Source organism: Marinobacter sp. ELB17, assembly GCF_000169375.1.
GTDB lineage: Bacteria > Pseudomonadota > Gammaproteobacteria > Pseudomonadales > Oleiphilaceae > Marinobacter.
The window spans coordinates 78,943-101,237 of the sequence record NZ_AAXY01000008.1; the positions used below are offsets into that span (position 1 = coordinate 78,943).

At 56.4% G+C, this 22,295-nt stretch carries 19 protein-coding genes; 8 read left to right on the top strand and 11 right to left on the bottom strand.

Translation table 11 applies throughout. The features are described from left to right. Positions 1-9 precede the first annotated feature (9 nt). Together ptsP and MELB17_RS11525 are read right to left on the bottom strand one after the other, a co-directional pair. Positions 10-2,322, bottom strand: coding sequence for a phosphoenolpyruvate--protein phosphotransferase (ptsP, locus tag MELB17_RS11520; RefSeq protein ID WP_007350419.1), 2,313 nt, complete (start codon positions 2,320-2,322; stop codon positions 10-12). 18 nt (positions 2,323-2,340) lie between these two features. Continuing rightward, the gene (locus MELB17_RS11525; RefSeq protein ID WP_007350420.1) at positions 2,341-2,868 is read right to left on the bottom strand and encodes an RNA pyrophosphohydrolase; all 528 of its coding nucleotides are present in this window, start codon (positions 2,866-2,868) and stop codon (positions 2,341-2,343) included. 196 nt (positions 2,869-3,064) lie between these two features. Here MELB17_RS11525 and MELB17_RS11530 point away from each other — a divergent pair, with 196 nt between their 5' ends. Then, complete coding sequence (locus MELB17_RS11530; protein WP_036184583.1) at positions 3,065-3,721, top strand: HAD family hydrolase; 657 nt, start codon at positions 3,065-3,067, stop codon at positions 3,719-3,721. A 36-nt stretch (positions 3,722-3,757) separates the two neighbouring features. On the opposite strand, the gene MELB17_RS11535 is transcribed toward MELB17_RS11530, so the two are convergent. The 3 genes from MELB17_RS11535 to MELB17_RS11545 all read right to left on the bottom strand — a co-directional run bounded on the left by MELB17_RS11535 (position 3,758) and on the right by MELB17_RS11545 (position 6,355). Next, positions 3,758-4,954 (bottom strand): class I SAM-dependent rRNA methyltransferase, encoded by a 1,197-nt coding sequence (locus MELB17_RS11535; RefSeq protein ID WP_007350422.1) that lies wholly within the window; start codon positions 4,952-4,954, stop codon positions 3,758-3,760. 9 nt (positions 4,955-4,963) lie between these two features. Then, positions 4,964-5,353: a glycine cleavage system protein GcvH gene (gene gcvH, locus MELB17_RS11540; protein WP_007350423.1), complete on the bottom strand. Its 390-nt coding sequence runs from the start codon at positions 5,351-5,353 to the stop codon at positions 4,964-4,966. An 81-nt stretch (positions 5,354-5,434) separates the two neighbouring features. Further along, positions 5,435-6,355: a LysR family transcriptional regulator gene (locus tag MELB17_RS11545; protein WP_007350424.1), complete on the bottom strand. Its 921-nt coding sequence runs from the start codon at positions 6,353-6,355 to the stop codon at positions 5,435-5,437. A gap of 147 nt (positions 6,356-6,502) precedes the next feature. On the opposite strand from MELB17_RS11545, the gene metE reads away from it, so the two are divergent. After that, the gene (gene metE, locus MELB17_RS11550; RefSeq protein ID WP_036184585.1) at positions 6,503-8,824 is read left to right on the top strand and encodes a 5-methyltetrahydropteroyltriglutamate--homocysteine S-methyltransferase; all 2,322 of its coding nucleotides are present in this window, start codon (positions 6,503-6,505) and stop codon (positions 8,822-8,824) included. 39 nt (positions 8,825-8,863) lie between these two features. Here the strand turns inward: metE and cpdA are convergent, their stop codons facing one another. The 4 genes from cpdA to MELB17_RS11570 all read right to left on the bottom strand — a co-directional run bounded on the left by cpdA (position 8,864) and on the right by MELB17_RS11570 (position 12,604). Further along, entirely contained in the window at positions 8,864-9,679 is an 816-nt protein-coding gene (gene cpdA, locus MELB17_RS11555; protein ID WP_007350426.1) for a 3',5'-cyclic-AMP phosphodiesterase, read from the bottom strand. A 156-nt stretch (positions 9,680-9,835) separates the two neighbouring features. Further along, positions 9,836-10,309, bottom strand: a complete 474-nt coding sequence (locus MELB17_RS11560; RefSeq protein ID WP_007350427.1) for a DUF1249 domain-containing protein — start codon at positions 10,307-10,309, stop codon at positions 9,836-9,838. Positions 10,310-10,361: 52 nt separating this feature from the next. Beyond that, the gene (iscB, locus tag MELB17_RS11565; protein ID WP_083796380.1) at positions 10,362-11,705 is read right to left on the bottom strand and encodes an RNA-guided endonuclease IscB; all 1,344 of its coding nucleotides are present in this window, start codon (positions 11,703-11,705) and stop codon (positions 10,362-10,364) included. A 263-nt stretch (positions 11,706-11,968) separates the two neighbouring features. Then, entirely contained in the window at positions 11,969-12,604 is a 636-nt protein-coding gene (locus MELB17_RS11570) for an NUDIX domain-containing protein (protein WP_007350429.1), read from the bottom strand. A gap of 217 nt (positions 12,605-12,821) precedes the next feature. Here MELB17_RS11570 and MELB17_RS11575 point away from each other — a divergent pair, with 217 nt between their 5' ends. Then, positions 12,822-14,207 (top strand): TolC family outer membrane protein, encoded by a 1,386-nt coding sequence (locus tag MELB17_RS11575; protein WP_007350430.1) that lies wholly within the window; start codon positions 12,822-12,824, stop codon positions 14,205-14,207. Positions 14,208-14,237: 30 nt separating this feature from the next. Here MELB17_RS11575 and waaA read toward each other — a convergent pair whose 3' ends face one another. Continuing rightward, a complete protein-coding gene (gene waaA, locus MELB17_RS11580; protein WP_036184627.1) occupies positions 14,238-15,491 on the bottom strand; it encodes a lipid IV(A) 3-deoxy-D-manno-octulosonic acid transferase in 1,254 nt (417 codons plus the stop codon). A 144-nt stretch (positions 15,492-15,635) separates the two neighbouring features. Between waaA and lpxL the strand changes: the two genes are divergently transcribed. The 5 genes from lpxL (at position 15,636) to MELB17_RS11605 (ending at position 21,378) form a co-directional block, all read left to right on the top strand. Further along, positions 15,636-16,586, top strand: a complete 951-nt coding sequence (gene lpxL / locus MELB17_RS11585; protein ID WP_083796385.1) for an LpxL/LpxP family Kdo(2)-lipid IV(A) lauroyl/palmitoleoyl acyltransferase — start codon at positions 15,636-15,638, stop codon at positions 16,584-16,586. Further along, positions 16,570-17,514 carry a mitochondrial fission ELM1 family protein gene (locus MELB17_RS11590; RefSeq protein WP_007350433.1) on the top strand — a complete coding sequence of 315 codons (945 nt, stop codon included), beginning with the start codon at positions 16,570-16,572 and terminating at the stop codon, positions 17,512-17,514. Before lpxL ends, MELB17_RS11590 begins: the two co-directional genes overlap by 17 nt. A 289-nt stretch (positions 17,515-17,803) precedes the next feature. Then, complete coding sequence (iscB, locus tag MELB17_RS11595) at positions 17,804-19,147, top strand: RNA-guided endonuclease IscB (RefSeq protein WP_083796381.1); 1,344 nt, start codon at positions 17,804-17,806, stop codon at positions 19,145-19,147. A 57-nt stretch (positions 19,148-19,204) separates the two neighbouring features. Further along, positions 19,205-20,332, top strand: coding sequence for a glycosyltransferase family 4 protein (locus MELB17_RS11600; RefSeq protein WP_007350435.1), 1,128 nt, complete (start codon positions 19,205-19,207; stop codon positions 20,330-20,332). Positions 20,333-20,334: 2 nt separating this feature from the next. After that, the gene (locus tag MELB17_RS11605) at positions 20,335-21,378 is read left to right on the top strand and encodes a glycosyltransferase (protein WP_007350436.1); all 1,044 of its coding nucleotides are present in this window, start codon (positions 20,335-20,337) and stop codon (positions 21,376-21,378) included. Positions 21,379-21,391: 13 nt separating this feature from the next. On the opposite strand, the gene MELB17_RS11610 is transcribed toward MELB17_RS11605, so the two are convergent. Then, positions 21,392-22,246, bottom strand: a complete 855-nt coding sequence (locus MELB17_RS11610; RefSeq protein WP_050774926.1) for a glycosyltransferase family 2 protein — start codon at positions 22,244-22,246, stop codon at positions 21,392-21,394. Positions 22,247-22,295 lie beyond the last annotated feature (49 nt).

Below are 22,295 nucleotides of genomic sequence, written 5' to 3' on the forward strand. Positions count from 1 at the left end.
TCGAGTTATTCAGGCGGATGCCGAGGCTACCTCTGCCAAAGTTTTACCAGTGGATTTTCCGGGCCGCATATAGCGGCCGAATCCGGCATTACGCAACGCCAGGTCGACACAGCTTTTGATCACATGGGGCGAATCCAACAGCAGGATGTCCTCTAACAAATTTGTCGCCCACTCAAGACTTACACTGCGAATCACCGATTTCACTTTTGGCAGGCTGGCTGCGTTCATCGATAGTGAATCGTAGCCCATGGCCATCAGCAATACGGCGCCGCCCGGGTCCCCCGCCAATTCGCCACACACACCCACCGGTTTGCCCACGGCATGGGCGTCTTGGGCAATACGCACCAGCGCCTGCAGCACAGCAGGATGGTAAGAATGGTACAGCGGGGCCACACGGGGGTTGTTACGATCTACAGCCAATAAATATTGGGTTAAATCGTTGGTGCCCACCGACAGGAAATCCACCCGGTCGGCCAGTTCGCGTATCTGGTATACCGCTGCCGGCACTTCGATCATTACGCCCACTTTTGGCATATGGATGTTGTAACCGTCTTCACGCACTTCGTGATATACGCGGTAAATCAGATGAAGAGACTCTTCCACTTCGGAAATATTGCTGATCATTGGCAGCATAATCTGCAAATTGTTCAGGCCTTCGCTGGCCTTCATCATCGCCCGCACCTGCAGCTGGAAAATCTCCGGGTGGTCCAGGGTGACCCGTATGCCACGCCAGCCCAGAAACGGGTTTTCCTCGTGGATGGGGAAATACGTCAGGCACTTGTCGCCGCCGATATCCAGGGTGCGCATGGTCACCGGGTTAGGCGCAAAGGCTTCCAACTGCTCGCGGTAGTATTCGCGCTGTTCCTGTTCCGAAGGGAAGCGATCTTTAATCATGAACGGCACTTCCGTGCGGTACAGACCAATGCCTTCGGCGCCGTGAGTCAGCGACCGCACCACGTCGGTCATCAACCCGGTGTTTACCAGCATTGATACCCTGTGATGGTCGGTGGTTTCACAAGGCAAATCGCGCAGGGCTTCGAGGCCGCGAATCAGCTCGTTTTCTTCGTCGCAGATAACTTGGTAATAAGCGCGCAGATCCGCCGATGGCGACGCGAAAATCTGGCCTTCAAAGCCGTCGACCACCAGTTCCTTGCCGTCGAGCTGATTCACGGGTATGTCAACCAGCCCCATTACCGTGGGTATGCCCATGGCGCGGGCCAGAATGGCCACGTGGGAGTGGCTGGAACCTTTCACCGACACCAACCCCACCAACTGGCCCTTAGGCACTTCGCCCAGCATAGCGGGGGTGATCTCTTCACTCACCAATACGGTGCGTTCGGGGTATTCCAGGCTGGCTTGCTCGCCTTCCTGCAGATGCGACAATAAACGCCGACCCAGGTCGCGCACGTCTACCGCCCGCTCCTGCAGATAATGATCATCCATCATCTCGAAATTGCGCACGTACTGCTGCACAACCTGTTTCAGCGATCCTTGGGCCCAGTTACCTTCGCGAATTTTACCGTTAACTTCGTCCGGCAGGGCTTCATCGCTGAGCATGCGCAGGTAAACATCAAACAACGCCTGTTCCTGCGGCCTCAGCTGCGAGGCAAGTCGTGCTGCCACCCGTTCGATGTCTTCGCGCACGGCACTGACCGCGCACTGGAACAAGTCGAGTTCGTGCTCAATATCATCCGTGGCTTTTTCCGGCACAAGGTCAAGGTCTGCCGCCGGATAAACGGCTACGCCGGTGCCAATGGCCACGCCGGGGGCTCCGGGCACGCCGTCAAAACCGATGTCATGAGCTTCCTCGCCGGTGAGCGACAAACCACCAATGGCGCCCGTGGCCTCGCTGTGGGCGATCACCCCGCTGAGCTGAGCTGAGATAGTCACCATAAAGGCTTCTTCGCCTTCATTAAAACTGCGGGAACTCTCACGCTGCTGCACCACCAGAACACCCATCAGGCGGCGATGGTGAATAATGGGCACACCCAGAAACGAGCGGAAGCGTTCTTCGCCGGTTTCAGGAAAGTAACGGTAACGGGGATGGGAAGGCGCATCTTCCAGATTAATCAGCTCTTCCCGCGAGCCCACAAGGCCCACAAGGCCCTCGGAATAACCCAGGCTAACTTTGCCCACGGCTTTGCGATACAGCCCTTCAGTGGCCATCAGTACGTAGCGGTTGGTAGCAGGGTCTAGCAGATACACCGAACACACTTCGGTGTTCATGGCTTTTTGCACACGCGAAACAATAATGCTCAGCGCCTCCTGCAGGTCGCGGGCGCTGTTTACTTCCTGGACGATCGTTCGCAATGTACTCAGCATGTTGGGATTAGCCCGTCGTCATGATTGTTCCTTCAAGCGCCGGTTGTGCTCGGCACGTCGCGCCTGCTCCATGTTATGGAACAGCCGCGGCGCCAGCTCGCGCAGCGCACGTCGGTAGACTTCTTTTTTGAATGAGATCACCTGCCCTAACGGATACCAGTAACTTACCCACTGCCAGCCGTCGAATTCCGGTGAATCGGTGCCGTCTACGCATACCTGCGCGTCTGACGAAAGCATCCTCAGCAGGAACCATTTCTGTTTTTGACCTACGCACAACGGGTGCGAGTTGTGGCGAACCATTCGCCGCGGCAAGCGGTATCGCAACCAGCCCCGCGTACAACTGATGATTTCCACATCGCAGGCGCACAGCCCGACTTCCTCCCCAAGCTCCCGGTACAATGCCTGTTCCGGTGTTTCATCCTGATGAATTCCGCCTTGCGGAAACTGCCAGGAGTTTTGGCCTATGCGCCTCGCCCACAACACTTGCCCTTTGTGGTTGGCCAGAATGATTCCGACGTTGGGTCTGAAACCGTCTGAGTCGATCACGGTACAGTACCTCTTTAAGAGTCGGTTAACCGCGGCAAAATGCGACGGTCAGATTTTTCCAAGTTGCTCTCATTCTTGCAGAATCCCAAGAAATCGGCAATCACGGCTGTTTGCGTGCGGCCATGATAAACTGCGGCACACTTCAAGACGCCGGTAAGTGCCGGCTTTTAGCCACCTTAATCACCGAGGCAAAATGATGACTCTGGCCATATTCGATCTGGACAACACCCTGCTGAACGGCGACAGCGACCACGCCTGGGGCGTTTTTCTGGCGGCGCAAGGCATTGTAGACGCAGATGCGCACCGCAAAGCCAATGACCGGTTTTATCAGGACTACCTGAACGGCGAGCTGGACGTGTTTTGCTATCAACGTTTTGTGCTGGAACCCCTGGCGCAGTTTTCACTGGACGAACTGCACACCATGCGCGAGCGTTTTATGGCCAGCCACGTGCAACCGATGCTGCAAACCAAAGCCGCCGAACTGCTACACCAGCATCGCAGCCAGGGCCACACACTGATGATTATTACCGCCACCAATCATTTTATTACCAGGCCAATCGCCGACCTTTTGGGCATTGAGCACTTGATTGCCACCAACCCGGAAGTGGTGAATGGCCGCTTTACCGGAGAGGTGTCGGGCACGCCCAGTTTTCAGGGCGGAAAGGTAACGCGTCTGAAGCAGTGGCTGAGTGAAAACGATGAGTCATTGGACGGCGCCTGGTTCTACAGCGATTCCATCAACGATGCACCACTGCTGGAACAGGTTGCGAATCCGGTGGTGGTCGACCCGGATTCGCGCCTGGAAGCCATGGCCCGCGAGCGCGATTGGCCCATTATGTCGCTGCGGGATTGATTCCCCCTGCGACTTTTGGGAGCTGGATAGCCGGGACTATAAAAACCCGGTCAGCGAACGCACAAAGCAGGATTTGATGTAATCGGTTTCCGCAATGCCCGGAATAATCGGGTGGTCTGGCGCCTGATGGCCCTGCTCCAGCAGCTGCACAAAGCGGTCAATTTTGCGACCGCTACCACGAATGATGTCCACCAGTTTTTCCTGGGACAAGTGCATAGAGCAAGACGCCGACACCAGCAAGCCGTCCCGCTCCAGCAGGCGCAAACCCAGCTGATTCAAGCGGGCATAGGCTTGCTCACCGGCTTTCTGGTCGCGGCGGCGGGGTATCAGTGCAGGCGGGTCTAGCACCACAATGTCGAATTTCTGTTTTTCATCCGCCAATGCTTTTAACGCGTCAAAGGCGTCGCCTTCAATCGTATCAACGTTCGTCAGTCCGTTCAGGCGGGCGTTGTGGTGCACCGACTCAATGGCTGACGCCGAGCTGTCTATGCAGGTCACGCTGGTGGCGCCGGCACTGGCGGCCTGTATGCCCCAACCGCCCACGTAACTGAATACATCCAGCACCCGCTTGCCCGGCGCGTAGGCCTGCAAACGCGCACGGTTCATGCGGTGGTCGTAAAACCAGCCGGTTTTCTGCCCGCCCGCCAGCGGCACTTCAAACTTGACGCCGTTTTCTTCCAGTTGAAGCATTTCAGGGGCGCTGCCGTGGGCCTGCTCCACATAGTTTTCCAGACCTTCCACTTTGCGCATTTTGCCGTCGTTCTTCAGCACAATAGAGCTGGCCTGGGTCAGCCTTTGTATTGCCCGTACAATGGCGTCCTTCATCTGCTCCATGCCGGCGCTGGAAATTTGCACCACCACGGTGTCCCCGAAGCGGTCAATCACCAGCCCGGACAGGCCATCGCTGTCACCAAAAACCCAGCGGTAAAACGGCTTGTTAAACAGCCGCTGGCGCAATTCCAGCGCAATTTCCATGCGCTGGGTAAGCCGTTGTGGGGTCATGCCATGGGTTGGGTCACGGCTAATCAGCCGGCCACAAATCAGCGCATGGGGATTCACAAACACGGTGCCCAGAGGCTTGTCGTTCGATGCGCGCAGCTCTGCCTGAACACCGGCTTCGAAGCCTGTCAGCGGCGAGCGTTTAATATCCACTTCATTACTGTAGACCCACAAGTGGCCTGCCCGCAGACGGCGCTCGGCGCCCTTGCGGAGGTATAACACCGGGAAATTCATAAAAGATTGTTACTCCGCTGCGACCAGGTCGCTGTAAGTGTCTGCATCCATCAGGCCATCAAGCTCGCCGTCGTCGGTCATTTTCACCCGAAACAGCCAGCCTTCGCCGTAAGGGTCTTCGTTCACTTTTTCCGGCTCGTCTTCTAGCCGCTCGTTAATTTCGACCACTTCGCCCGTTACCGGGCTGAATACGTCTGAGGCAGATTTGACGGACTCCACCACGCCGGCTTCTTCGCCGCCGGTCACGGTAGCGCCCAGCTCCGGAACGCCAATATAAACCACGTCGCCCAACTGCCGCTGGGCAAAATCGGTAATGCCCACGGTGGCCAGACCGCTTTTATCTACCCGCACCCACTGGTGGGTTTCAAGGTATTTCAAATCAGAGGGAACATCGCTCATCGGTCGAATCCTGATAAGTTAAAATGAGTTTGTAGTACCAGATTGGCCGCATTTTAGCTGAATAACCGACGTCTCGTCTGGCTAATTCGTCAATCCAGCGTCTAGCGCGATGTCGTCTCGGCGAACCTCTGTGGCAAGCTTCATAAACGCACTGAGGTAATCCACATTGCGGTCGCGCTCGCGACAGCCCAGAAAGATCTGTTTACCAATGCCCGTTTCGCCCAGCTGCACCGGCACAATGGACATACGCTGCTGGTATTCCTGCACCAGCCAACGTGGCAGAGCCGTTACACCGCGGCCGGCAGCGACCATCTGCAACATAATGTCGGTGGTTTCGATGGTTTTGTGCCGCACCGGGCGAATGTTGGCCGGCAGTAGCAGGTGGGTGTATACATCCAGACGCTCCACCGCCACCGGGTAAGTGATCAGAATTTCTGGCTCCAGATCTTGCGCGCTGATCCAATCGTTGTGTGCCAATCGATGGCCACTGTGTACCACCAGCACCTGCTCGTAATCAAACACCGGTTCAAACACCAGGCCCGGCCGGTGCAACGGGTCTGGCGTTACCAACAAGTCAATATCATGGCCAAAGAGCGCGCCAATACCGCCAAACTGAAATTTCTGCTTTACGTCTACGTCTACCGTGGGCCAGTGCCCCAGATACGGCCCCACCACTTTTAACAGCCACTGATAACAGGGATGGCATTCCATACCAATGCGCAGTGTGCCTGCCTGGCCGCGGGCGAACTGATCGATTTGCAGTTCAGCATGCTCGAATTGCGGCAGCAAACGGTTCGCCAGAGCCAGCAGGTATTTGCCCGCCTGGGTCAACTGCAGTTGCCGGCCTTCGCGTAACCATAAAGGAGTGCCGAGCTGCTGCTCCAGTTTACGGATGGAATGACTCAGCGCCGACTGGGTCAGGTGCAGGCGTTCGGCGGCGGCGGTCAAGGAGCCACCCGCTTCTACGGCCCGCAGAACCTCCAGATGGTTACGTTCAATCACAGATCTGCCCAATCATAGCTCAGCCTAACGTGAATAGAATTCATGGATATGTGAAATAATACCATTATTTTTCATAACTCCTCAGCGGTAGTCTGATTGTTCATAACCAACAGCAATCAAAACACACGCTTTATTCCGGAGATGAACATGACCATTACCCACAACCTGGGCTTTCCCCGCATTGGCGCCCAGCGCGAACTGAAATTTGCCCAGGAAGCTTTCTGGCAGGGCAGAATTGACGCTGACGAACTGCAGTCTAACGCAGCCACTTTGCGCACCAAACACTGGCAGCAACAAAAAGCGCAGGGGCTGGATTGGGTGCCCGTGGGGGACTTTTCTTTATACGACCAAGTTCTGGACATGAGCGCTACCCTGGGCAATCTGCCCGAGCGCGCCAGCGCCAACGACGGCACCGAGCTGGACCATTATTTTCGCGTGGCCCGCGGCCGCTCCGCCAGCGACAGTGCCTGCGACCCTGTCCATGCGGGTGAGACGAACGAATGTCACGCAGGCGAAATGACCAAGTGGTTCGACACCAACTACCACTACATCGTGCCGGAGTTCCACGCCGACACAGAATTTAGTCTGAACGCCAATCGCCTGGTAGCGCAACTGACAGAAGCTCGCGCGCAAGGCGTTGCCGCAAAACCGGTGATTCTTGGCCCGGTGTCGTATCTGTTGCTGGGCAAAAGCAAAGACAACAGTGACCGCCTGGCCCTGTTAGAAAAACTGCTGCCGGTGTACGGCGAGTTACTGCAAGCCCTGGCGGACAATGGCGCCAGCTGGGTGCAGATTGACGAGCCGGCGCTGGTCACCGAACTCAACAGCGACTGGCGCCATGCCATTACTCTCGCCTACCACCAGTTCAAATCCGCACCGGTAAAGCTGCTACTAACCACCTACTTTGGAGAACTGCGTGAGAATCTGCAGCTGGCCTGCGAACTGCCAGTGGCGGGCCTGCACCTGGACGCCGTTAGCGCACCGGCGGAAGTTCAACGCCTGGTTGACTGGTTGCCAAGCCACAAAGTGCTGTCGTTAGGAATCATAAGCGGTCGCAACATCTGGAAAACCGACCTGCCGGCAACGCTGGACTGGCTGGAACCCATACAGCAGAAACTGGGTGATCGGCTATGGCTAGCGCCGTCCTGTTCACTGCTGCACGTGCCGGTGGACCTGGCTCAAGAAACCGAGCTGGATGCCGAAGTACGCAACTGGCTGGCCTTCGCCCAACAGAAACTGGAAGAACTGAACCTGCTGGCCCGCGCCTTGACCCACGGCCGCAACACCGTTGCCGCAGAACTTACCGCCAACGCGCAAGCGCTGGCCAGCCGTCGCCATTCACCGCGGGTGCACAATCCAAAAGTAGCCGCATCGGTGGCGGCGATCACGCCCGAACTGGGCCAGCGCAAGAGCCTGTTTGGCAAACGTATTGCTCTGCAACAGCAGCTCTTGAATCTGCCGGCCTTTCCAACCACCACCATCGGATCTTTTCCGCAAACCGCTGAGATTCGCCAAACCCGACTGCAATTTCGCAAGGGTGAGCTGGATGCCGCCGCTTACCAGGAGCGCATTCGCGAGGAAATCGCCCATTGCGTGCACCAGCAGGAAGAATTGGGACTGGATGTACTGGTGCACGGTGAAGCCGAACGTAACGACATGGTGGAGTATTTTGGCGAACAGCTGGACGGCTATGTGTTCAGTCGCTTCGGCTGGGTGCAGTCTTACGGCTCCCGCTGTGTGAAGCCACCGATTCTGTTCGGTGATATCTCGCGGCCAAAAGCGATGACGGTAGACTGGATAAACTACGCCCAGTCGCTCACCAGCAAACCGCTTAAAGGCATGCTGACCGGCCCGGTCACCATTCTGAACTGGTCCTTTGTGCGCGACGATCAACCCCGCCGTGACACCTGTTTGCAGCTGGCGCTGGCTATTCGCGAGGAAGTGCAGGATTTGGAGGCAGCTGGTGTAAAAATCATTCAGATTGACGAAGCCGCGCTGCGCGAAGGCCTGCCATTACGCCAGACCGATTGGGACAGCTATCTTCAATGGGCGGTAGACGCTTTCCGCATAACCGCTAACGGCGTGAGTGATCAAACCCAGATTCACACCCACATGTGCTATTCGGAGTTCAACGACATTATCGCTGCCATCGCCCGCATGGATGCCGACGTGATTACCATTGAAACGTCGCGTTCCGACATGGAACTGCTGAACGCCTTCAAGAACTTTGACTACCCTAACGACATTGGCCCCGGTGTTTACGACATTCACTCCCCGAACATTCCGCAGGTCGATCAGATTACCGGCTTGATGAACAAGGCAGCGGAACGGATTCCGGCGCAGCGGTTGTGGGTAAACCCGGATTGCGGCCTGAAAACCCGCCGCTGGGAGGAAGTGCAGCCAGCGCTGCGGGCTATGGTGAGCGCTGCCAAAGAGCTGCGCCAGAAACTGGCAGAGCAAACCGCTTAAACAGGCCTAAGTAGATAGGGGTGGATAGCTGATCGCAGCCTAGTAGCCCCCGCTGTCGCGATCCAGCACTACCTTGAAATCCAGCGCCCGGTGCACCTTGGTAGTAAACCCACCGTCGCTGCCCAGCTCGAACCAACGGTACCCGGGCGGGCGCTCTTCAACCGAGAACTCACGGGCGCCGGCGGTAAACTGAATACAGGTTGAGGGCGTGCCCAACAGGCGCACGCCGTTTTCTTGTCGGTCCACTTCCTGATGAATATGGCCCCAGGTGACAACCCTAACCTGTGGGTGGCGATTAATAATTTCCCAGAAAGCGTCACGATTGTGCAGGCCAATATCGGCCATCCAGTTGGCGGCTATATCCACCGGGTGATGATGCAAAGCTATCAGCGCGGGCAACCGGGGGTTCGCTGTCAGAGTTGCGTCCAGCCATTCCAACTCTTGCCGGGTTAACTCGCCGTGCACCTTGCGCGGTACCGATGAGTCCAGCATCAGAATCTGCCAGCCGCCCTGCTTCAGGTGTTTCCGTTCGGCACGGTAGCGTTGGGCCACTGGCCACAGCCAGTCCGTATTGTCGTGGTTACCCGGAATCCAAATGCTGTCACAATCAAATCTCGCCAACGCTTGCGCCAATGCCTCGTAGGCGTCAACGCTGCCATCCTGTGCCAAATCACCGGTGGCCAGCACCAAATCTGGCTGACCGCAGCGTTTCAGTACGTCATCAATCACCGCGGCCAGACTGTCGCGAGTGTTCATGCCAAGCAACTTACCATCGCGGTCGGCTTTCAGGTGGGGATCTGTCAGTTGCAGAACTCTTAGCGGTCGCTGCTCTTGCAGCAAAGATTGAGTCGTCATGAGGCAGATCCGGCAAACATCGCGTTAAGGGTGACTTCCAGTTTACGCTGCCCGGAGCTTACGGACCCTTTGCTGAATGCTAAAGAAGTCACATTCTGGCCAGTTCAGGCCGTGTTTTTGTGCGGTTTAGCAGGTTATCAAAACGATTGGGCGGAATTAATTCTGGCAGTCACCCGATGTCCAGACCGCATGTTCCATTGGCAGGTGGCCAAAACGCAGGCAGTAATCCAGCCAGTCAGTCAAAAAACTGTTCACCTGCATTTTTTCATCGGGATGGTGCATATAGCGATTAGGGTAATCGTTCACCGGCGCAATCTGGCGGCCACGGTAACAGCTGATCACTTCCGCCATACTGGCATCATGATACACCCGCACGGTCATTTTCGGATTGTTCAGCCAATGCCCGGCGTTGTGCACCTGTTCAAGCAGCAGGGTTTCGGTAAAGCGCGCGGTTTGCAAAATTTCGATACGCACCCGGCCTAAATACTGGTGTTCGCGGTGAAGCTCAAACTCTGCAACGGGCTGACCGTCGGCTTCCAACTGGCGCAGCTTACGCAGCCTTTGATAATTACCATCACCTAAAGCGCCCAGCTGCCGCAGGTCTGGCACGTAGCGTTTGGGTCTCATCATTTAGCGCGGGAGACCCCGTCCTTCAGGTCGGGGAGGGATAGCGCGTCGTGCTTCAGCGCGACTCGTTTTTCCTGTCTCCCTCCTCCTTTCGTTGGTTGGGTTGGATGTGATAGCCGTAGCCATCCGCTCGTTGGGTTAAAGCACAGTGGCGATGAGATATTCCCTGGATGGCGCCACTGTTTGTCTGAATATTGAAGCTTCCGGTCTTGCGAACGGCGACTCTGCCCAGCCAGGTGCCAGCTTTCGTGCCTGTCGGCACCACGGCGCGCACCATGTCGCCGGTCTGAAAACCTTTGACTTGCTTCTGGCGCATCAGGTAACCGCGGGGGAAGCCGTGCTTTGTTAAGCGCGTGCGCTTATAGCTGCCACGCCCGGTGGCCTTGATCGCCAAGGTTGGAACGTCCCAGCCCTCTACGATCTCGACTTCTCCGACGCAAGCCGCATCCAGCGCGTGTGTCTTAGGAATGTTCAGTCGCCGACGATTGAACTTGGTGCGGCCGCCGGTACCCACTTCAACCGGCAGGCCCGTCTGCTTCAGGGTCTGATAGAGCGCCCACCGGGTTGAGTTGACCGCTGAAGCGTCTCTTAAGGGCTTTTTGCACTGTTTGAGGATGCGATCCAGCCTGGCCTGATGGTTCTTTAGCCGCTTGGATGTGGCAAAGAATGAAACCAGGGACTTCCGGTTCTTTTCCTGATTGCACGGCCGGCACGCCAAGGTCAGGTTGCTGATGCGATTCGAACCACCGTTGGCTTTTGGGTCGATATGCTCTATCTGCAGCGGTGTGTCTTTGTCGGTGCAGTAAGCGCACTCGCGCCCCCACTTCTCCAGCAGGTATTCGCGGACCTCGTAGCCGAGCAAGGTACCCTGCTGATATTCGACACCGCTGATTTCGGGGTTCGCCATCTTTTGCGTATCGAAACGCACCAGCTCCTGGCTGATAGACACAACCGGCACCAGAGATCGAAGCCGATTCAGCAAGCTTTTCGTGGTGTCCACCCGGTGTTGCAGGCTCGGGGCCAGCCAGCCTTTGGGCTTGGTTCGATTCAAAAATCTGGGTGCCCGGTACCGCAGTTGATTGCGGCGCCGGCGGCGAAACGCCCGGCGTTGTTCCAGTGACTTGCTGATCTGACGACCGCGATGGGCCAACTCCATTAACGCCAGAACGTGTTGCTTCTGGCCGTTTTCTCTCACCACTGCAATCCCGGTGGTTTTGCTGCCGGGATCGATCTTGATACGGACCGGCTGTGTGATACCACCGGTACGGTCTTTCAGCCGGATCGTAAACGGATACGCACGCACTACCACCGCTCGACCACGGTCGAGTAAAAGCCACGCACGCCTTTCGGTGCACGGCATAAGGGGGTGTTTGCGTCTATCCAATACGAAGACCGACATCGTTTTCCTTTCAATGAATGCCCTTACGGGCCTTGTAACGGAGGCCGAAGCCTCTCTCCCCTCGGGAATGTCCGTGACCGGCTCCTGCGATGTCGCAGCGACCTAAACCTTCGGCGTTTTACCTTTCATCTGAGTCTTCCAGAGCGCCGAACTGAGGAAGCATTCGGCGGTGGGTCTTAGCGACCTGTCACGGACGTAGCGGGTTGGTGTCCGCTTTCCCTGGTCAACCTGGCTTGCAGGGTGTTCTCTACAAGCTCCGTCCTTTAGGGCGGGGTAGTTGACCGATTCATACCTTCCCGCAGGCGCGGGCGATTCAGCTCAAGCCATTGCAATGCAATAATGGCGGCGGCGTTGTTGATACGACCGTCCTTGATCATGGCTATGGCGTCCTCAGCAGCCAGCACGTGGGCGCGAATGTCCTCGTGTTCGTGTTCAAGGCCAAACAGACCGCCGGCGTTTGCACTGCTGATTTCACCATAATACAGATAAATCATTTCAGTGGTGCCTCCGGGCGACACCAGGTAACTGCAAATAGGGTCCAGGCGTTTAAAAATCAGGCCGGCTTCTTCGTCGGCTTCGCGGTGAGCCACGTCTTCCGGGTTTTCGCCCTCTTCGTTCATGCCCGCCACCAGCTCCAGCAGCCAGGGCGACTGGTTGCGCCCGATCGCCCCCAGGCGAAACTGCTCCAGTAATACGACTTGATCGCGCTGCGGATCATAAGGCAGCACGCAGGTGGCGTCGCCGCGGACAAACAGCTCGCGGGTGAAAGTGGGCATGGTGCGGCCGTCAAAACGCGGGTGACTTAGCCACAGCTTGTCCATGCGGAAAAAGCCTTGAAACACGGTTTCACGCTTTTCGATGCTGACGTCGTCAGCTTGAAACTGGAACGGTTTGGTCATGGTGTGCCCTAAGCTAAAAACAGTTTTGAAAGATAGTCGCTGGCCTGCATGGATTGCAAGTATGGTGTAAGGCTGGTTTTGGGATTGACTGGCACGCGCTAATACATGCCTTCTACAACGGTAGAGCTACCGGCGATAATTGGCCATAATGGGAAATACAGATTTGCTTGCCACCAAGCGGGCACTCGCCCAAGCGCACAGGTTCTCAGGAGATAAAATGAAGAAACAATTGCTATCCGGGCTTATTGGCCTTTTTGCGGCTACGCCCGTGCTTGCCATGAACCTGATTGAAACCTACGAAAAAGCGATCTCTTACGACTCCGGTATTGCCGGTGCCAGAGCCACACTGGATGCGACTGAGGAAGCGACGGGAGTAACACGAAGCTTTCTGCTTCCCCAGCTCAGCGCATTTGGCGGTGCGACCCACGACGACTCGGACGAACCGACCAGTAACGACAGCTACAAGATTCTCCGTTATGGTTTACAGCTGACTCAGCCGCTGTTCCGGGCTGAAGAGTGGTTCCGGCATGACGTCAGCAAACTGGACACAGACGCCGCCAGAGCCGATTACAACCTTGCTCAGCAGCAGCTGATACTGGATGTTGCCACTGCGTATTTTAACGTGCTCAGGGCAAACGATGCGCTGAGCACTGCACGGGCAACGGAGGCAGCTATCCAGCGGCAGTACAAACAGGCACAGGAACGGTTCGACGTTGGCCTCATAGCGATTACCGCCGTCTTCGAAGCGAGAGCAAGCTTTGACGACAGTAAGAGCCTGCGCATTGCGGCAGAGAACGACCTCAATGTTGCCAAGGAGCGACTGGCACGGCTGACGGGCGAGTACGCCACCAGCGTCGAGAACCTGCGCCAGGAGTTTCCTCTCAGCAGGCCCACACCAATGGACCCTTCCGTCTGGGAAGAAACTGCCTTACAGCAGAACTGGTCGATTCAATCAGCCAGTCACGAACTGGCAGCCACCGAAGCGCAATTGAAGGTAGCCAAGGCAGGGCACTATCCGACACTTGACCTGACAGCTTCCCACGTTAACTCCGATCTCCGGGGCCTGGGTGGCTTTTCTGGTGTGCAAACTCAGGGTGGAGGTACCACAACCATTAACTCAATCAGCCTTGAACTCAACATTCCGCTGTATAGCGGCGGAGGTACCCAGGCAGGTGTACGTCAGCAGAGGGCATTGGTAAGGGTCTCGGAACAGCAACTCAACACGACGCAGCGCGATGTCAGAGTGGACACCCGCAGCCTTTTCCTCACCGTAAATAACAACATCGAATCCGCTTCCGCCCTGGAGCGGACAATCATTTCCCGTCGCAGTGCTCTCGAAGCAACCAGAGCGGGATACGAAGTCGGCACACGAAATATCGTCGAAGTGCTGGATGCCGAGCGCGCTTACTATGTAGCGCTGCGAGACTTCGCCAACGCCCGCTACGACTACGTGGTGAACTCGTTACGGCTTAAGCAGTCAGCTGGCACCCTAAGCCCGCAGGACCTGGTAGAGCTGAACAACTGGCTGAGCGCAAACGCACCGGGCATCGAAGCCCTGGCCAACGACGACACAACCTTAAGTAGCCAAACAATGAGCCAGTAAGCCGGTAGCCGTATTTTTCAGCCAGCGGGCCTAAACCCGCTGGCTGATGCCGGCCACCACACGGTCCAACGCGCCTCGGTTACTTTCCACTACCGCCAAAGCGCGCTGACCGCTTTCGTGCAACGCCTGTTGATTATTTAATAGCCGACTCAGACACACTAACAACTCCCCAGCAGACTCTACGATGGTCACTCCATCGTGCTCCTGCAGGCACTTATAAATCGACTCGAAGTTGAATACGTGGGGGCCAGAGATCACCGCTATCCCCCAGGCCGCCGGCTCCAAAGGATTGTGGCCGCCGCGCTCAATCAACGAGCCGCCAATAAAAGCAAGATCACTGGCGCCATAAAGCATCATCAGTTCGCCCATGGTGTCGCCTAAATACACCTGAGCAGCATCGGGGCTATCGTTCAACGATCGACGGGCCAGCCTGAAACCTGCCTTTTTAACAGCGCTGGCGACCAGCTCGAAACGCTCGGGATGGCGCGGCACAATAATCATCAGCGCATCGGGTACAGCCGCCAGTAGTTTTCGGTGGGTTTTAAGCAGCTGCCTACTTTCACCGTCGTGGGTGCTGCCGGCAATCCAGACCGGACGACCGCCAAAGTGCGCCTTCAACTGCTGAGCCTGCTTGCGCACCCGCGGTTCAATGTCCACGTCAAACTTCACACTGCCAGTAACGGCAACCTTGTCAGCAGCCACGCCAATTCGACGAAACCGCGCTGCATCTTGTTCAGCTTGCGCCGCCACCCAGCTAATACTCTGCATGACGGGTCTCGCCAAACTTCGAACGCGCTCATAACCCCGCGCCGAACGCTCCGATAGACGCGCGTTGATCAAAAACACAGGTACGCGCGCTTTACGGCTCTGGCTGATTAGATTCGGCCAGATCTCCGTTTCCATGATAACCAGAATACTCGGCTGAACCCGCGCCAGAAAACGATTTACCGCGCCTGGTGTATCGTAAGGCACGTAAGCGTATTGCACCTTTTTACCAAACATTGTCTGAGCCTGGGCTAGCCCGGTGTCGGTCATCGCCGTCATCAAAATGGTAACATTCGGATTACGCACCAAAAGTCGCCGCACCATGGGTGCCGCGGCAATCGTCTCCCCTACCGACACCGCGTGTACCCAGATAACAGGGGCACTTACCGCCGGTGCAAAGCCAAGACGCTGGGCCCAGTTACGGCGCAAGTCTGGAGAATGGCGACCGCCCCACCAAAGGCGCAGCAAAATATAGGGCAGCAGCAGGCGGATCAGTTGGGAATAGATAAATTGCAGCACAGCGGGCTCCGAATAAGGCAGTGCGCTATCATAGACCAAACACCAGCGATTTGCCTTTAACAGCGGCACCCGCTATTGCTAGCGCCTGGGCTTGCCGGTGCTCTGGCTTACTCAAAATTTCAAAGACGTGCGAGTTTGACCTTAGTGAAGAATAAATACCGTAAACAACCGCGAAATACCGACTTAAGTGCGTACCGTCACCCACGCTGGTGGCCTACCTGGGCTGCCATGTTTTTTATGTGGCTGGTAGCGCAGCTGCCCTTACGCGTGCAGTGGTGGCTCGGCTCCGGCCTGGGCCGCCTCGTTTGGCGCCTGGGTAGCAGCCGGCGGCGCATTACCGAGACCAACATCCGCCTGTGTTTTCCGCAACTCACTGAGCAGCAGCAACGCGAATTGGTCAAAAAATCTTTTATCGCCAATGGTATTGGCTTGCTGGAAATTGGTGTGTGTTGGTTTTGCGATACCGCCAAACTCAAAGCCATTACCACCTTACATGGGTTGGAGCACTTCGAGCGCGCGCTGGAAGGTGGCAAAGGCGTGCTGTTGGTCGGCGGACACTACAGCACACTGGAAATGGGGGGCAGCCTTGCCACCCATTTCATAGAATCAAGCGTCATGCAGCGGGACCACAACAACCCGCTGGTGAATGCAATAATGACCCGCGCTCGCGAGCGCCGCTACGGCATGGTGCATGGCGCCCGCGACTTGCGCGGACTGTTTCGCAGCCTGAAACAGAACCACGCGGTCTGGTACGCGACCGACCAGGATTACGGCCGAAAAGACATCGTGTTTGCGCCTTTTTTCGGGATACCAACCGGCACCATTACCGCCACTTCTCGCATTGCCGAACGCAGTGGCTGCAAGGTGGTGCCCTTCAGCCACTTTCGCCGCACCGGCAAACCGGGCTACGACATTTACTTTCATCCGGCTCTGGAAAGCTTCCCAAGTGGCGACGACCTTGTTGACGCAACCGCGATTAACCAGACCATAGAGCAGGAAATAAAACGCGCACCGGACCAGTACCTATGGATGCACCGTCGTTTCAAAACCCGACCCGATCCAGATGACCCAGGCTTCTATGGCCGCAAACGCTAACTCATCCTGCCCGGTTATCTGGCTGCTCACCGACAACAAACCAGGCCACCGCAACCAACTCAAAGGCCTGGGCAACCGCCTGCGGGTATTGGCCGGTGCCTCGCTGCACTGGATAGACGTGAGCACCGTCAAAACGCCCCTATGGCGAGTACTCCTGGGACGGCCGCCCGCGCTCGATCCTGCTCTGCCAAAGCCAGACCTGATCATTGCTGCCGGCTCCAAAACCCACCGTTTACTGTTGGCCCTGCGCAAGCTTAAAGGCGCGCGCACACTGGTGCTGATGAAACCGGGCTTCCCACTGCGCTGGGTGGATGGCGCCATTATTCCCCAACACGACGGAGTGAAACCGGACCCGAACCTGTTTCTGACCCAGGGCGCAATCAACGCCGTAACCCCCGTTAAAGAACTGGGTACGCAGCCCCGCGGATTAATTCTGGTGGGTGGTCCGTCAGCACATTTTCAGTGGAGCGACCATGCTGTTCTGGCACAGATCCAGGAATTGCTGCACAGCTACCGGCAATGGAGCTGGGTTATCAGCAGTTCCCGGCGAACTCCGGCTAGCTGCCTGCAGGCGCTGACTGCGCTGGAAACCAACCGGATTCAAGTGTTAACACCGCAGGATACCGGTGAACACTGGCTCAGCAACACCTTGGCGCAAAGCCGTTGCGCCTGGATAACCCCCGACAGCATGTCGATGGTGTGCGAAGCGGCAACCTCTGGCGTACCCACCGGGGTGTTCCAGCTGCCAGCCAAGCGCCGCAGCCGCGTTGCCCTGGGCCTGGTCGCCATGCAGGAGCAGCATCTGGTGGGCACCTGGGATGACCACTACAAGGTTATGACCGCTAACCCCGGATCACGTATTCTATTCTGGCAGGCAGACGCTGCGGCACGCTGGGTTATGAAACACTTCTTATCAACTGGGCTTTAACGGTCAACTACCCCGCCGTGAACGACGGGGCTTGTAGAGAGCACCCTACACGCCAGGTTGACCAGGGAAAGCGGTAACCAACCCGCTACGTTTACCACAGGTCGTTAAGACCCACTTCGGTGTGCTTCCTCAGCACCGGACACTGGAAAACTGGAATCACGCTGGCGAAAGGTAAAGCGCCGAAGGTTTCAGTTGCCGCGCAAGCGGGAGCCGGTGGTAGACATTCCCGAGGGGAGAGAGGTTTCGGCCTCCGACACCAGACCCGTAAGGGTTATTATTGGAAAACGACATGGCTGTTTTTGTACTCGACAGACAGAAGAACCCACTGATGCCATGCTCGGAAAAACGAGCCCGGCTCCTGCTGACCCGCAAACGAGCGGTCGTGGTGCGAGCGTATCCGTTCACTATTCGCCTAAAAGACCGCGCTGGCGGTGTCGTTCAGAAAGTCATACTCAAGATCGACCCTGGCAGCAAAGAAACCGGCTTAGCGGTGTCCAGAGTCAGCGCCCAAGGGGAGTATGTCTTGTGCTTGATCGAGCTGATTCACCGTGGCCGCCAGATCCGCAAAGCGCTGGACCAGCGCCGGGGATTTCGGAGTCGGCGCCGTGGTCAACTGCGCTACCGTGCACCAAGATTCAACAACCGGACAAAGCCAAAAGGCTGGCTGGCGCCAAGCCTGCAGCATCGAGTGGATACCACCACCAGTGTCATCAAACGTCTTCGTGCCTTGGTGCCGGTCACGTCGGTCAGCCAAGAGCTGGTGCGGTTTGACCTGCAACAGATGGAGAACCCCGAAATCAGCGGCGTTGAGTATCAGCAAGGCACTTTGTTGGGCTACGAAGTTCGGGAGTATTTATTGGAAAAATGGGGCCGAGAATGCGCCTATTGTGGCGAGACCGACACGCCACTGGAAATCGAACACATTGTTCCGAAATCGAACGGCGGCTCCAACCGAATCAGTAACCTGGCCATCGCCTGTCACGACTGCAACAAAGAAAAAGATACTCAAACTCTTGCCGTTTTTTTCCAAACGTCCAAACGCCTGAAAGACAAACAACCTCGGCTAAGCCAAGTTTTAATCCAGTGCAAACGTCCCTTACGGGACGCTGCAGCGGTGAACTCAACCCGCTGGGCGCTGTTCCAGTCGCTGAAAAACACAGAGCTTCCCGTGGACGTCGGCACCGGAGGACAAACCAAATTTAACCGTCAAAGACTCGGCATCCCCAAAACCCACGCCCTTGACGCGGCTTGTGTCGGCGTTGTCGAACACGTGTTTGACTGGGAAAAGCCCACGTTGCGGATAAAAGCCACCGGTCGCGGCAGTTACAAGCGCACACGCTTAACAAAACACGGCTTCCCTCGCGGTTATCTGATGCGAGAAAAGTCGGTTTACGGCTTTCAGACCGGCGATATGATTCGAGCGATTGTCCCAACCGGCAAAAAGGAAGGCATCTGGCTAGGCCGGGTGGCCATCCGAAAAACCGGCAGCTTCAACATTCAAACTTCCAGCGGTGCCGTTCAAGGGATCTCCCACCGGCACTGCCAGCTCATGCAAAGAGCGGATGGCTATGGTTACCACTTACAACCCACACCACAAAAAGGAGGAGGGAAACAGGAAAGTCTGTCGTGCTAACGCACGACGCGCTATCCCTCCCCGACCTAAAAGGACGGGGTTTCCCGCGCAAAATCGATGAAAATTCTTCAGGCGCTGCCAGCGCTGCACAGTGGTGGTGTAGAGCGGGGTACCGTCGAATTCGCCAGACAGCTAGCGCACCTGGGCCATAGCTCCTATGTTGTGTCTAGCGGCGGACCCCTGGCGGATATGCTGGAGCAAGAGGGCAGCACCCACATCACCATGCCCATACACCGCAAATCATTGGCCTCATTTGGCCAGATCTGGCCAATGGCGCGGCTACTGAAAGAGGTGCAACCCGATATTGTGCACGTGCGCTCGCGCATGCCCGCCTGGATTATTCAACTGGCGTTGAAAACCCTGGACAAACAACTGCGCCCGGCCATTGTTACCAGCTTCCATGGAATGTATTCGGTAAGCCCCTACAGCGCGGTGATGACCAAAGCGGACCATATTATTGCGGTGTCGAACTGCGTAAAAGACTACGTAATTGACAATTTTTCTGTGCCCGAGCAAAAGATTACCGTGATTCAGCGCGGTGTCGATGTGAACTACTTCCGCAAGCGCCCGCCTTCCGAGCAGTGGCGCCAGGATTTGCTGCTAAGCTATCCCCAACTAAGTGATAAGCGCATCCTGATGATGCCCGGGCGAATTACCCGCTGGAAAGGGCAGTTACAATTTTTGGAAGTGATGGCTGAACTGATCCATAACACCCATGTTGGAGGAAACGAGCGGCCCTACCACGGCATTGTGGTGGGCGGAGCCGAACCCGGTAAAAAACACTTTATGGAGGAGCTGACCCAGCGTCGTACCCAGCTAGGCCTGCAACAGCACGTCAGTTTTCTGGGCCAGCGCAGCGATATGGCTGAGTTGTACCAGCTAGCCGACCTGGTGTGTCATTTGTCAACCAAACCCGAACCCTTTGGCCGCACGGTCACTGAGGCCTTGGCTTCCGGCACGCCGGTTGCCGCGTTCAACCGCGGCGGCGCCGCCGAAACCCTGCAAGCCTGCTTTCGCGAAGGACTGGTCACACCAGACGATGTTTCCGGCTTTGCACACACAGCTCAACACTTGCTCAGCCACAACCAACATACTATCGAAATCCCCTACCGCTTCAAACTGCAGGCGCAAACAGACACAACCCTGGGCGTGTATGAACGCGTTCTGACGACACGAGGGCGATAGCGGTGGCCGATTCGAACACTTTGGAAATTCTGTTGGTAATGGTATCGGCAAACCCCGGTGTTGGCGGATTGGAGAAACACACCCGTGACTTGGCGAACGGCCTGGCAAAAGCCGGCCACCGCGTGACCGTCATCTGCGCCACTGCGCACCAGGATGGACTAGCCCAAGAAATTGGGCGCGTTGCGCTGAACCCAAAACAGTCACGCTACAACCCTCTGTTATTAGCGATGCTTTATAAACAAATTCGCGACGGGAAGTACGACGTGGTGCATGCCCAGGGCACCAAAGCCGCTGCGCTAATGGCAACACTGGCGCGTTTTTCGCACGCACTTGCACCCGCCCTGGTGGCCAGCTTTCACGGTTTCAAAACCCGCTACCCTGCCTTGCACCGCTTCACCGCGGTGATTACCGTCAGCAACGCACTTGCTGAGCACTTACCGTGTGCCAAGGTTCAGGTTGTGTACAACGGTCTGCCAGCCGAGCACTTGGAGACAGCTCTGACAAAGGCAGCAAAAGCGCTGATAACAGCCTCGCCAAAACCGGTATGGCTTGCCGTTGGGCGCCTGGTCAGCGTGAAAGGTTTCGACTTCCTGATCGACAGCTTCAAAGGCGTGAAAGGTTGCCTGTATATTGCCGGCGAGGGCCCTGACAAAGCGCTGTTACAACAGAAAATTCTCGATAACGAACTGCAACACAGGGTTACCCTGCTTGGCCATCGCGACGATGTTCCAGCGTTAATGGCCGCCTCCGATGGCGTGGTCATCTCGTCACAGCGGGAGGGGTTTTCCTATGTGTTCGCCGAGGCCATGCTGGCATCAAAACCGGTCATTTCGACCGACGTGCCTATTGCCAATGAGTTTCTGCCGGAACACCATATTTACCGCGGCAACACACCCAACGGCTTCGCCAGCCTGGTGAATAGTGACCTACACACCGTTTACCACGATCAGGCCTGTGCTCGGGAACGCGCTCACAAAGAGTTAACTATAGAGGCCATGATCAACAGCACAGTGGCCGTTTATCATAAGGCATTCGTGCGATCTTAAAGTGGCCCTGCCTTTATTCTTTGTTGGCACCGGCTTCGGCGCTTTTTCTGCGCTTAATCTGCGCCAATACCTGGAGTTCTTTCGCTTTTGCCAATCGCATGAAATTTCGATTTGCCGCGATGATAGACAAACTGAGGCCAAACCAGCCGTTCATGAACTGACGGCGTAGCAGATAGTACTTCAGAAATTTCAGCGGAAATTCTCCAAACAATCTCAACGAAGAAATACGGCGACCTTTCGCTGCCAGAAACCTCGCCTGCTCTGACGATAACTGAAGATACTTTTCTTCCATCTGCCCGAGCGTGATAAGCGTTCGGTGTAATACATCCCCCTTAAGAAACGCGATGCGCCCTTCGCGAACTTCTGGGCGATCGTTGTTGCTGTCTTTTTCCGGCTTGATCGCGGCTTTTGAACGGCGGTAAAGGCGCAGAATCTTCTTGGGACGATCATAACGAAAAGGATGTTCCGGATACGGCTGAGACAGCACCCAGCGCATCTGAAAGCCCGCTATATCATCCTCAATCGGCGCGGAAAAACGCTCTTTGATATTGTCGACCAAGGCATCAGACAGCACTTCGTCTGCGTCTAGGTCCAACACCCAGTCATTGCGACACAGGCTGGCCGCAAACGCTTTTTGTGAGGCAAAGCCCTGCCAGTGGTTGTGCACAAAACGCGCACCCGCGCTTTCCGCTATGGTTTGTGTTTTATCGGTACTGCCGGAATCGACAACAATAACTTCATCCGCCCAGCCTGCCACCTTTGCGAGCGATTCGGGCAGGCGCGCTTCTTCATTTTGAGTGATGTAATAAACAGAAACCGGAAGCTTGCCAGCGGAGTTATGCTGAGGTTTTAATTGTGACTTGGGCAAAAGCAATATAATCACCTCTCTGTGGTAACATTGGGCCGATCGGTCCTTT